General features: G+C 69.8%; 10 protein-coding genes and 1 riboswitch. Of the genes, 2 read left to right on the plus strand and 8 right to left on the minus strand.

What is annotated here, in order from left to right:
* Positions 1 to 93 precede the first annotated feature (93 nt).
* From FV218_RS01970 to FV218_RS02000, 7 genes are all read right to left on the minus strand, one after another.
* Positions 94 to 885: a thiazole synthase gene (locus FV218_RS01970; protein WP_056094735.1), complete on the minus strand. Its 792-nt coding sequence runs from the start codon at positions 883 to 885 to the stop codon at positions 94 to 96.
* A gap of 4 nt (positions 886 to 889) precedes the next feature.
* Positions 890 to 1,102 carry a sulfur carrier protein ThiS gene (gene thiS, locus FV218_RS01975; protein WP_056094738.1) on the minus strand — a complete coding sequence of 71 codons (213 nt, stop codon included), beginning with the start codon at positions 1,100 to 1,102 and terminating at the stop codon, positions 890 to 892.
* Positions 1,099 to 2,286 (minus strand): glycine oxidase ThiO, encoded by a 1,188-nt coding sequence (gene thiO, locus FV218_RS01980; RefSeq protein ID WP_246684954.1) that lies wholly within the window; start codon positions 2,284 to 2,286, stop codon positions 1,099 to 1,101. Before thiO ends, thiS begins: the two co-directional genes overlap by 4 nt.
* 93 nt (positions 2,287 to 2,379) lie before the next feature.
* Positions 2,380 to 2,509: riboswitch (TPP riboswitch) on the minus strand.
* Between the two features lie 47 nt (positions 2,510 to 2,556).
* Positions 2,557 to 3,807: an adenylate/guanylate cyclase domain-containing protein gene (locus tag FV218_RS01985; protein WP_147708511.1), complete on the minus strand. Its 1,251-nt coding sequence runs from the start codon at positions 3,805 to 3,807 to the stop codon at positions 2,557 to 2,559.
* Between the two features lie 97 nt (positions 3,808 to 3,904).
* On the minus strand, positions 3,905 to 5,905 hold the full coding sequence (gene rpoD / locus FV218_RS01990; RefSeq protein ID WP_147708512.1) for an RNA polymerase sigma factor RpoD: 2,001 nt from the start codon (positions 5,903 to 5,905) through the stop codon (positions 3,905 to 3,907).
* 199 nt (positions 5,906 to 6,104) lie between these two features.
* On the minus strand, positions 6,105 to 8,027 hold the full coding sequence (gene dnaG / locus FV218_RS01995) for a DNA primase (RefSeq protein ID WP_147708513.1): 1,923 nt from the start codon (positions 8,025 to 8,027) through the stop codon (positions 6,105 to 6,107).
* Between the two features lie 93 nt (positions 8,028 to 8,120).
* Positions 8,121 to 8,582: a GatB/YqeY domain-containing protein gene (locus tag FV218_RS02000; RefSeq protein WP_056094749.1), complete on the minus strand. Its 462-nt coding sequence runs from the start codon at positions 8,580 to 8,582 to the stop codon at positions 8,121 to 8,123.
* Positions 8,583 to 8,785: 203 nt separating this feature from the next.
* Here FV218_RS02000 and carA point away from each other — a divergent pair, with 203 nt between their 5' ends.
* Complete coding sequence (carA, locus tag FV218_RS02005; RefSeq protein ID WP_056094752.1) at positions 8,786 to 10,036, plus strand: glutamine-hydrolyzing carbamoyl-phosphate synthase small subunit; 1,251 nt, start codon at positions 8,786 to 8,788, stop codon at positions 10,034 to 10,036.
* Between the two features lie 173 nt (positions 10,037 to 10,209).
* On the plus strand, positions 10,210 to 10,587 hold the full coding sequence (locus FV218_RS02010; protein WP_056094754.1) for a hypothetical protein: 378 nt from the start codon (positions 10,210 to 10,212) through the stop codon (positions 10,585 to 10,587).
* 49 nt (positions 10,588 to 10,636) lie between these two features.
* On the opposite strand, the gene FV218_RS02015 is transcribed toward FV218_RS02010, so the two are convergent.
* Entirely contained in the window at positions 10,637 to 11,077 is a 441-nt protein-coding gene (locus FV218_RS02015; RefSeq protein ID WP_056094761.1) for a pseudoazurin, read from the minus strand.
* Positions 11,078 to 11,230: the final 153 nt, after the last annotated feature.

Raw genomic sequence — 11,230 nt, forward strand, 5'->3', positions numbered from 1 at the left:
GGAGAGGGGACCCGCGCCCGAGACCGGCCGCATTGTCGAGCGACCCGAAGGATGCCCGGTCCGTCACCACCAGGAGCGGCGACGGCAGCGCCCTCACGAGCCGACGAGGCCGAGCTGCGGGCTCGACGGTTCCGCCCGGCCCCGCCGCGGGATGCGACCGGCCCGATGCGCGAGGCGGCCCGCTTCCACGGCGAGACCCATGGCGCGGGCCATGCGCACGGGGTCGTCGGCTTTGGCCACCGCCGTGTTGAGAAGGCAGCCCGCCGCTCCGAGCTCCATGGCGATGACGGCGTCGGACGCCGTGCCGATGCCGGCATCGACGATGACGGGCACGGGTGAGCGCCGGCAGATCAGTTCGAGGTTGGCGGGGTTCGCGACCCCCATGCCCGACCCGATGAGCGACCCCATGGGCATCACGGCGGCGCAGCCGATGTCGGCGAGGCGCTGGCAGACCACCGGATCGTCGTTGCAGTAGGGCAGCACCGTGAACCCGTCGTCCACGAGGTGGCGGCAGGCCTCGAGCAGCTCGGCGACGTCCGGGTACAGGGTCTCGCGGTCGCCGATGACCTCGACCTTGACCCAGGTGGTGTCGAGGGCCTCGCGGGCGAGTTCGGCCGTCATGATCGCGTCGCGGGCCGTCTCGCAGCCGGCGGTGTTGGGCAGGAAGCGGTAGCCCTTCAGCTTGCTGACCGTGTCCGAGCCGTGGCCCTGCAGCGAGACCCGGCGGATGGAGGCGGTGACCACCTCGGCGCCCGACGCCGCCACGGATTCGGCCATGATCGTCTGCGTCGGGTAGCCGGCCGTGCCGATGAACAGGCGGGAGCCCAGGGTGATGCCGGCGATGATCAGGGGGTCGTGGTGCCGGTCGTCGTGGGGTTCGGTCATGGTGTCAGCCTCCCTGCATGGCGCGGACGATCTCGACCCGGTCGCCCTCTGCCAGTTGCGTCGCTTCCCAGTCCCGGCGGCGGATCACCGCGCCGTTGAGGGCGATGGCGATGCCCTGCGGGCTCGCGATGCCGGTCTCCTCGGCCTCGATCCGGAACAGGGCGTCGAGAGTTTCGGCCGCGCTCTCGTGGGGCTGGCCGTTGAGGGTGAGCTTCATGCGGTCGCCCTCTTTGACACCGGGGCGAAGCGGGCGCGGCCGAAGGCGCGGGCGTAGTCCGGCAAGGCGCCCTCCGTCAGCAGGGCCGCCACGGCGTCGGCGGTGGCGGGTGCCAGGAGGTAGCCGTTGCGGTGGTGGCCCGTCGCCACGACGAGGCCGGGGGCCAGGGTGTCGATGATCGGGGCATCGTCGTCGGAGGTCGGGCGGTAGCCGCTCCACACGGCCTCCACCGCCATCTCCTCGATGCCGGGCAGGACGCGCCGGGCGCCCTCCAGCAGGGCGTAGAGCCCGCCCGCCGTGACGCCGGGGGTGAAGCCGCAATCCTCCACCGTCGCCCCGACGATGAGGTGGCCGTCGCTTTTGGGCGCCATGTGGACCTGCTCGGTCCAGACCATGTGGCTGAGCGTGCCGGTGCGGGCCGTGGTGCGCAGGGCCAGGGACTGGCCTTTCAGGGGCCGAACCGGCAGGGCGAGGGCCTCGGGCAGGAGGCCCGCCTGCCCGCTCCAGGCCCCGGCGGCGAGGATGACGGTCCCGGCCGCGATCCGGCCCTGTCCGGTGGAGAGTCCGGTGACCCGGCCGTCTTCCCAGTCCAGGGCCTCGACGGGGCAGGCCTCGACGATGGTGACGCCCGCCGCCACGCAGGCCCGGATCAGGGCGGCCATGACCCGGCTCGGATCGACCTGATGGTCGCGGGGGCAGAACAGGCCGGCGGTGACGGCTGGGCGCAGGGCCGGCTCGCGGGCGCGCACCTGCGGGCCGCTGAGCCAGGTGGCGTCCAGCCCCGAGCGGATCTGCAGGTCGTGGCGAAACCGCAGGCGGTCGACCTCGTCGCGGCCGATGGCGAGGACCAGGGTGCCCTCCTGCCGGTAGTCGATGTCGACGCCGGACGCCGCCTGGAGGTCGTCGCGGAATCCCGGCCAGCGCGACAGGCTCTCGAGCGCCAGGGGCAGCAGGGGATCGGAACCGGGCTCGTGCTCGGCGGCCGGGGCCAGCATGCCGGTGGCGGCGAGACTCGCCCCCGCGCCCACGGTCTCGCGCTCGACGACGGTGACGGACCGGCCGCCTTGCGCGAGGCGCCAGGCCATGGACAGGCCGATGAGGCCGCCGCCGACGATGGCGACATCGCTCCGTGCCGGCAGGGCCGACGGCGCCCGCGGCGTGGCGGGCGAACGCCTGAGATCGATGGGTCGGGTGGGGTTCGGCTCCAAGACAACCTCCGCGACGCGACGCAGAGACAGTGGGCCTGTGCGCCTCGCGAGGCGCGTGCCGGGCTTTGAAAAAACACGGCGGTCCAATCCCTACGCCGGTATGAACCGGTTCAGGTTCGAAGGATTTCCGCGCCGCCGCCCGCCAAGGGACGACTCATCGGTTTCTCAGCCCCTTGCCGGGGATCTCCCTGGAACACCCCCGATGTGGGCCGGGACGGCGCTCCGGTCAACACCCCGTCGGCCTTGTCAGACCGTCGCGGGGGCGCGTCCGGGGCGGAACACGCGCATGGGCTCGGCGAAGCCGTCGAGGGTGTGGGCGCCGAGGGGCACCGGATCGCCCCACAGGAAGTCGACGAAGGGCTTCGACATCAGCAGGGGTTCGCCCAGCGTCCGGTTGAGGCGGGCGAGGCGGCTGGCGAGGTTCACGTCGCGGCCGATGACCGTGAAGTCGAGGCGCGCACCGGAGCCGACGTTGCCGTAGGCGGCCTCGCCGTGGTGGAGCGCGATGCCCGCCGCCACGGGCTGGGCAAAGCGCCCGAGGCCGTTGGCCTCGTCGAGGGCCGCCAGCGCGCTCTGGGCCGCCGTGAGGGCCCCCTTGGCCGCGCCGCCGAGGTCGTCGCCGCGCTCGCGAAAGATCGCCAGCAGGCCGTCGCCGAGGTACTTCAGCACCTCGCCGCCCTCGCGCTCGATGGCCGGCACGAGGCAGTCGAAGAAGATGTTCAGGAGGTCCACCGCCTCCTCCGGGGTCATCTCGGCGGAGATGCGGGTGTAGTCGCGCATGTCGGCGAAGAAGATCGCCGAGCGGATGCGCTGGACGTGGCCGCGCCGGATCGAGCCGGCCAGGATCGCCTTGTGCGGCTCGTCGCCGACATAGATCCGGAGCACGTGGTCGAGCTGCTTGTTGATGCTGCGCATCTCCATCACGGCGGCCAGCGTCGGGATGACGAAGCGCAGGATCGCCACGTCCTCATCGCGAAAACCGTCCTCGCTCCGGGTGGCGAAGGTGATGCCGTTGCGGGTGCCGTTGGTGAAGAACAGGGGTGCCACGATGTAGTGGCGGTAGCCCCCGGCCTTGAGGTCGGGGATCACCGCGTAGGCGTCGGACTCCGTCTCGGCGAGATCGAGGATCAGCCATTCCCCGGTCTCGTGGACCGTCTGGAACGGGCTCTCGCGGTAGGCCTTGTCGGAGGCGTCGCCGTGCGGAAACAGCCGCACCGTCGAGCCCGATTCCCGGGTCCAGAACCGGCCGACGCCGGAATACTCGGAATGCAGGGCGTCGATGGCCGTGGTCGCCCGGTCCACCGGCACGCCGAGGTCGATGAGGCGCTCGGCCAGCCCCGCCAGCAGGTCCTCGGCGTTGGGCATCCGCGCGCCCTCGCTCAGCAGCCAGTCGCGCAGGGCCACGCATTGCTGCAGGGCGCCGAACGGCACGTCGTTCGCTTCCGACCCGTCGGCTTCGGCGGTGGGCGGCGACTGGGGTGGGCCTCGATCGAGCATGGCGCCTGGCTGGATTACGGGGCCGGATCGGGCAACCGGACTGTCGGCATCGCCCCCGAGCCGGCGGCGCCCTCGCGCCACCGGATCTTGTTCGCGCTCAGTTGTCGAGGAAGCTCCGGAGCTTGCGCGACCGGCTCGGGTGCTTGAGCTTGCGCAGGGCCTTCGCCTCGATCTGGCGGATGCGCTCGCGGGTCACCGAGAATTGCTGGCCGACCTCTTCGAGGGTGTGGTCGGTGTTCATGCCGATGCCGAAGCGCATGCGCAGCACGCGCTCTTCGCGAGGGGTCAGCGACGCGAGGACGCGCGTCGTGGTCTCGCGCAGGTTCGATTGGATCGCCGCGTCGATGGGCAGGACGACGTTCTTGTCCTCGATGAAGTCGCCGAGGTGCGAATCCTCCTCGTCGCCGATCGGGGTTTCGAGGGAGATCGGCTCCTTGGCGATCTTCAGGACCTTTCGGACCTTTTCGAGCGGCATGGCCAGCTTCTCGGCCAGCTCCTCCGGGGTCGGCTCGCGGCCGATCTCGTGCAGCATCTGGCGAGACGTCCGGACGATCTTGTTGATCGTCTCGATCATGTGCACCGGGATGCGGATGGTCCGCGCCTGATCCGCGATCGAGCGGGTGATGGCCTGACGGATCCACCACGTGGCGTAGGTCGAGAACTTGTAGCCGCGGCGGTACTCGAACTTGTCGACGGCCTTCATCAGGCCGATGTTGCCCTCCTGGATCAGGTCGAGGAACTGCAGGCCGCGGTTGGTGTACTTCTTGGCGATGGAGATCACGAGGCGGAGGTTCGCCTCAATCATCTCCTTCTTGGCCTGACGGGCTTCGCGCTCGCCCTTCTGGACCATGTTGACGATCTTGCGATATTCGCCGATTTCGAGGCCGGTTTCGGAGGCGAGCGTCAGGATCTGCTCGCGCAGGCGGACGACCTCCTTCTGGCCCTTCTCGACGAGGTTCTTCCAGCCGCGGCCGCCGAGGCTGCCGACGCGCTCCATCCAGTTCGGATCGAGCTCCCAGCCCTGGTAATGGCGCAGGAACTCGTCGCGGGCGACGCCGTGGGTCTCGGCGTAGCGCATCAGGCGGCCCTCATGCGAGATGAGGCGCTTGTTGATGTCGTAGAGCTGCTCGACCAGGGCCTCGATGCGGTTGGCATTGAGGGACAGCGACTTCACGTCGGTGACGACGATGTCCTTGAGCTCCTCGCGCTTGCGCGCCTGGGCGTCGGTCTGTGTGCCGCCCGAAGCCTTCAGCTCGGCATGCTCGCTCTGGAGCTTGCGCAGCTTCTTGTAGTTGTTGGCGATGTTGTCGAACGTCTCGAGGACGCGCGGCTTGATCTCGGTCTCCATGGCCGCCAGGGAGACGTTGTTCTCCATGTCGTCCTCGTCGTCGCCCTCGGGCGCCGCCGGGGTCTCGGCCTCGGCCTCCTCGGTCTCCTCGCCGCCCTCCGCGATCTGCATCGCGTTCTTGGCGTCGGGGCCGGCATAGGTGGCCTCGAGATCGATGATCTCGCGCAGGAGCACCCGTCCGTCGACGAGCTCGTCGCGCCAGATGATGATGGCCTGGAAGGTCAGCGGGCTCTCGCACAGGCCGGCGATCATCGCCTCGCGGCCCGCCTCGATGCGCTTGGCGATGGCGATCTCGCCCTCGCGCGACAGGAGCTCGACGGAGCCCATCTCGCGCAGGTACATGCGCACGGGATCGTCCGTGCGGTCGGTGGGCTCCTTGGTGGTGGTCTCGCGCACGGCCGGGGCCTTGGTCGGCGCGATCTCGGCGACCTCGGTCCCCTCCGCGCCGTCCTCGTCCTCGGACGCCTCGCCGTTGGGCTTGGCTTCGCCGGCGGTCTCCTCGGTCTCCTCCGCCTCGACGACGTTGATGCCCATCTCGGAGAGCTGGGACAGCACGTCCTCGATCTGGTCGGGGTCGGACTGGCCGTCGGGCAGGACCTCGTTGATCTCCTCGTAGGTGATGTAGCCGCGCTTCTTGGCGAGCTTCACCATCCGCTTGACGGAGGCATCCGTCAGATCGAGGAGCGGCCCGTCCGTCTGTGCCTCGGGGGCAGCATCGGTCTCGTCCCGTTCCGTTGCCTTCGTCGCCATGGTCCGCCTATGGTTGTCGTGGCAATGTCGCGCGGGAGCGTGTGTCTCACTCCGCGTCGCCGACGCTGCAATGCATATGGTGTGCGGGACGCCGAAAAGCGCCCGCGTCGATCTCAGATCCCGGTATGCAAGCGAGACGCTTGACCGATTGTTAACCATGCGCCGCCTTCGGCGCGTGAATTCCGTTCCTTCGAAGGGCCTAGCCCGCCGCCGCGTCGGCGTCGGGCCCGCCCTCCTCCGCCTCCGCTCCGGCGACAACGGCCATACGTTGCTTCACGTCACACAGCCAAGCGAAGTTCGCCTCCGTGAAGTCCTCGGCCAGAGCATGTTCGGCAAGGCGGAGTTCGCTATTTAGCGCGCCGGACTTGCGGTGCAAGATCACGGCCTGACGCAATGCGTCTTCGAGACGCACGGGATCGGCATGCGCGTCAAGGGTCCATCGATCGCCCGGACGCACATGCGTGGCGAGCCGCGTCGCCGCCTCCGCGAGTCCGGCCCGGCGCAGGCGGGCCTCCAGAACCTCGACATCGGGCTGTCCGGCATCGGCATGGCTGTCGAGCAGAAGGGAGCGCAGGGCCTGCGCGTCGAGATCGCCGAGTTCGAGTTCGGCCAGATCCTCGGCCTCGATCCCCAGCAATTCCGGGTGGACGAGGAGGCTCGACACGATCATCGCCTCGCGGTCGCGAAACGCCACGGGACCGGCGGCGTTGGTCTCGCCGGCGTAGAGCGGATTGAACTTCGTCGTGATGCGCGGCGACGGCGGCGGATCGCCCGGGCGCGGGGCGCGCTGGTACGCCGGCCGGCTCGCCCCGCCCTGGCGGGGTTCCCACGGACCGCGCCGGCCCTGATTCGCCTGGGGCGAGAGCGCGCGCAGGCGGCCCTCGATCTCGTCGCGGTAGAAACCGCGCACGGTCTCGTCGCGGATGCCGGCCACCATCTCCCGCAGGGTCTTGGCGAGACCCGCCCGGCGCTCGGGCGTGTCGAGGGGGGCGCCCTCCGTGGCCCGCGACCACAGCACCTCCACCAGCGGCCGAGCGCCCTCCAGCACCCGGTCGATGGCGGCCTTGCCCTCGGAGCGCAGGAGGTCGTCGGGGTCCTGCCCCTCGGGCAGCATGGCGAAACGCAGGGATTTTCCCGGTGTCAGGCCCGGCAGGGCGACGTCGAGGGCCCGGAAGGCGGCGCGCTGGCCGGCGCCGTCGCCGTCGAAGCACAGGATCGGCTCGTCGCCGTGGCGCCACAGGAGCGCGACCTGCTCCTCGGTGAGCGCCGTGCCCAGCGGCGCCACGGCGTTGGGGTGGCCGGCCAGCGTCATGGCGATGACGTCGACGTAGCCCTCCACCGCGATGATCGTGCCGCGATCGTGCGCGGCCTTGCGGGCGCCGTGGAGGTTGTAGAGGATCTGGCCCTTGTGGAAGAGCGGCGTTTCCGGCGAGTTCATGTACTTCGCCTTGGCGTCGGCCTGCATCGCCCGGCCGCCGAAGGCCACGACCCGGCCGCGGCTGTCGGTGATGGGAAACATCACCCGGTCGCGGAACTTGTCGAACGGCACCTTGATGTCGTCGCCGGTGACCAGCAGGCCGAGCTCGGCCATCATCTCCTTCGCGACGTCCTTGGCGGCGAGGTGATCGCGCAGGGCGTAGCGGTCGGACGGGGCGTAGCCGAGGCGGAAGCGGGCGCGGGTGTCGAGGCCGAGCTGGCGCCGGTCGAGGTAGGCCCTGGCCTCGATCCCGGCGCGCCCCGCCAGCTGCGCCTCGTAGAACGCGGCCGCCATCTCCATCACGTCGAGGGCGCCGGCGCGCTTCGTCTCCATCTCGCGGGTGTCGGCGCTGGGGGTCGGCAGGCTGACGCCGGCTTCGGAGGCCAGCCGCTCGACGGCCTCGGGAAAGCTCAGGCCCTCCGTCTCCATGAGGAAGGTGAACACGTCGCCGTGCTTGCCCGACGAGAAGCAGTGATAGAACTGCTTCTGGTCGTTGACGTAGAAGGACGGCGACTTTTCCGCATTGAACGGCGACAGGCCGCGCCACTCGCGGCCCGCCTTCTTCAGGCGGACGCGGCGCCCGACCACGTCGGAGGCGGGCAGGCGCGCACGGATCTCTTCGAGGATGTGGGGCGGATAGCGCATGGGACCTCTGCGGCCGCCGGAGTCTAGCGCACGAGGCTTAAGGAGTCGCGAATGTCCGCTGTCGCGGCTCGCCCTCGGCGATCCGGGCGAGTCTCACGCCTTGGCGTTCAGCACCTCTTTCACCAGCCCGCTCGCCTTGCCGAAATCCATGCGGCCGGCATAGGCCGCCTTCAGGGACGCGATGACCTTGCCCATGTCCTTCGGACCGGCGGCGCCCGTTTCGGCGACGGCGCCCTCGATGGCGGCGCGGGTCTCGGCCTCGTCCATCTGCTGGGGCAGGTAGCCGGCGATGATCGCGGCCTCGGCGCGCTCGTTCTCGGCGAGCTCGGGGCGGCCGCCCTGGTCGTAGACGCCGGCCGATTCGTTGCGCTGCTTGATCATCTTCTGCAGGAGGGCGAGGATCTCCTCGTCGGTGGGCTGCTCCTTGCCGAGACCCCGTGCCTCGATGTCCTTGTCCTTCAGGGCGGCCTGGATCATCCGGACGGTGGCGAGCTTCGCCTTGTCGCCGGCCTTCATGGCCTCCTTCATCTCGGTGGTGAGGCGGGCGCGCAGCATGGGGATCTCCTGATCGGGCTGGTCTGTGAATTGCTGAGTGGAGCGTGCGTCTTGAGCCGGGGGATGCGCGGGGCCACATTGACCCCATCGCCGCCCGCTCGGTATGAGCGCCGCACGACAAGCCACCCGCGTGCGCCGTGTCGCACGGCAAGCGCCGTGTCGCACGGCGCCGGGATCGGCCGGACATAAGCGAGATCACGCCGATGCTGCAAGATGAAGGCGCCCGCGCGCACCCCGCCGCACACCCGGCTCCACACCCCGCCCCCTGGGCCGAGCCCGTCGCCACCGCCCTCCTCGTCCTCGCCGACGGCACAATCCTCGAAGGCTTCGGCATCGGCCAGACCGGCGCGGCCGACGGCGAGGTCTGCTTCAACACGGCGATGACGGGCTACCAGGAGATCCTGACCGACCCGTCCTATGCCGGGCAGATCGTCACCTTCACCTTCCCGCACATCGGCAACACCGGCACCAACGACGAGGATCTGGAGAGCCTCGACGCCGCCCCGGCTTCGGGCGTGCGCGGCGCCGTCATCGCCTCGGCGGTGACCAATCCGTCGAGCTGGCGCTCGTCGAGCCACCTCGACGCCTGGCTCAAGGCGCGCGGCATCGTGGGCATCACCGGGGTGGACACCCGGGCGCTCACCGCCCTGATCCGCGACCACGGCATGCCCAACGCCGTCATCGCCAACAGTTCCGACGGCACCTTCGACCGTGACGCCCTGAAAGCCCGCGCCGCCGCCCTCGCCCCCATGGAGGGCCTCGACCTCGTGCCGCCGGTGACCAGCCGTGCCACCTCCGCCTGGTCGCAGACCACCTGGGGCGTGAAGACCGGCTACGGCGACCGCCCGGCCGGCCAGGGCCTGAAGGTCGTGGCCATCGATTACGGCGTGAAGCGCAACATCCTGCGCCTGCTGGCGGAAGCCGGCTGCGACGTCACCGTGGTGCCGGCGACCACGAGTGCGGCCGAGATCATGGCCATGAAGCCCGACGGCGTGTTCCTGTCGAACGGCCCCGGCGACCCGGCGGCGACGGGCGAATACGCTGTCCCGGTGATCCGCGAGCTCCTGTCCGAAAAGGTGCCGACCTTCGGCATCTGCCTCGGACACCAGCTCATGGGCCTGGCGCTCGGCGGCCGCACGGTGAAGATGGCCCAGGGTCACCACGGTGCGAACCACCCGGTGAAGGACAAGACCACCGGCAAGGTCGAGATCGTGTCCATGAACCACGGCTTCGCCGTCGATCCGGGGAGCCTGCCCGCGACGGCGGTGGAGACCCACGTCTCCCTGTTCGACGGGTCGAATTGCGGCCTCTCGCTCACCGACCGTCCGGCCTTCTCGGTGCAGCACCACCCCGAGGCCTCGCCGGGGCCGCGCGACAGCCACTACCTGTTCGAGCGTTTCGTCGCCCTCATGCGGGCGGGCAAGCCCGAGACGATCCACGCCGTGGCGGAGTGAGGCGCACCCCTCGCGCCGCGCCGTGCCTCGATGGCCTGCCCCGATATGGACCGGGGCGCGTCACAAAATGCCCGGCATTGCCGGGCATCCTCGCCCCATTAACGGCCCGTTAACGACGATGTCCGAGGATTCGTCGAGCGGGCCTGATCCGGAATGACGGCGGGGATCTCCACATGACATTCGACGACGCGCGCGACGACTTTTCGCGGTTGCATCGCCTCTTCACCTTCCACCTCGGGGTCGGTGTCGGCCTGTCCTGGATGACGACCCTGTACGCCGCCTGCTACGCGCCGTGGGTGCGCAACATCCGCGCCCTCATCGACCCCGCCGCCGGCCTCGACCGCGTCGAGAGCACGTGGTCGTTCCTGTTCGTCCTCCCGGCGATCCTCACCATCGCCTGGCTGAGCCTGTTCTTCGGCCGCGAACTCCTGCGCCGCAGCCAGACCCTGTCCAGCGCCGCCCTCGAATTCGCCGCCGCCGCCCTCGTGGCCTTCGGGGTGTTCACCCTGTCCATCGACCGGGCCGTGGCCGCCCTCTACGCCGGGCTGTAATTCGCTCGACCGGCCGGAGGCGGACGGACCCCTCCGGCCCGCTGGGCCCCTACTGGACCTGCGCGAACAGGGGCTCGAACCGCTTCGTCGCGATCTTGCCGTGCGGGACCGCCTTGGCGGCCTCGAGATTCGCCGGCTTGTCGCCGACCACCACGAGGCCGATCATCCCCATGATGTAGTGGGGCGAGCACTTGATGCCGTAGACGCCCGGCTTGTCGAAGGTCACCACCTCCTCCTTGCCCACGACGGTCTTGAACGTGGCCGCGCCCTCGGGCGCCATGCCCTTGATCAGTTCGGCGTTGTGGCCCTTGTCCGTCGGGGCGAACTTGATGCTGTCGCCCGGCGCCAGCTTCACGAAGGCCGGCTCGAACACCATCATCCCGTCCGCGCCGCTGTTGAGGGTCTTGACCGTGACCTCGGCCGCCGTCGCGGTCGTGCCGATGACGGCGCACAGGGCGACCGTTCCGGCGAGCAAGCTCAGCTTCGTCATGCGTTTCCTCGAATGGTTCTGAACAGTATCGGCGATTATCGTCGACGATCCTCAAATAGAGCATCGATAATCCGTAGGCAAATTTTCCGATACTTGATAATTGGAACAAGTCTATTCATGAGGAGAGCTCGAGTTCCGCCGTCGGGCACGGTT

Source organism: Methylobacterium sp. WL69, from assembly GCF_008039485.1.
In the GTDB taxonomy this organism is placed as follows: Bacteria; Pseudomonadota; Alphaproteobacteria; order Rhizobiales; family Beijerinckiaceae; genus Methylobacterium.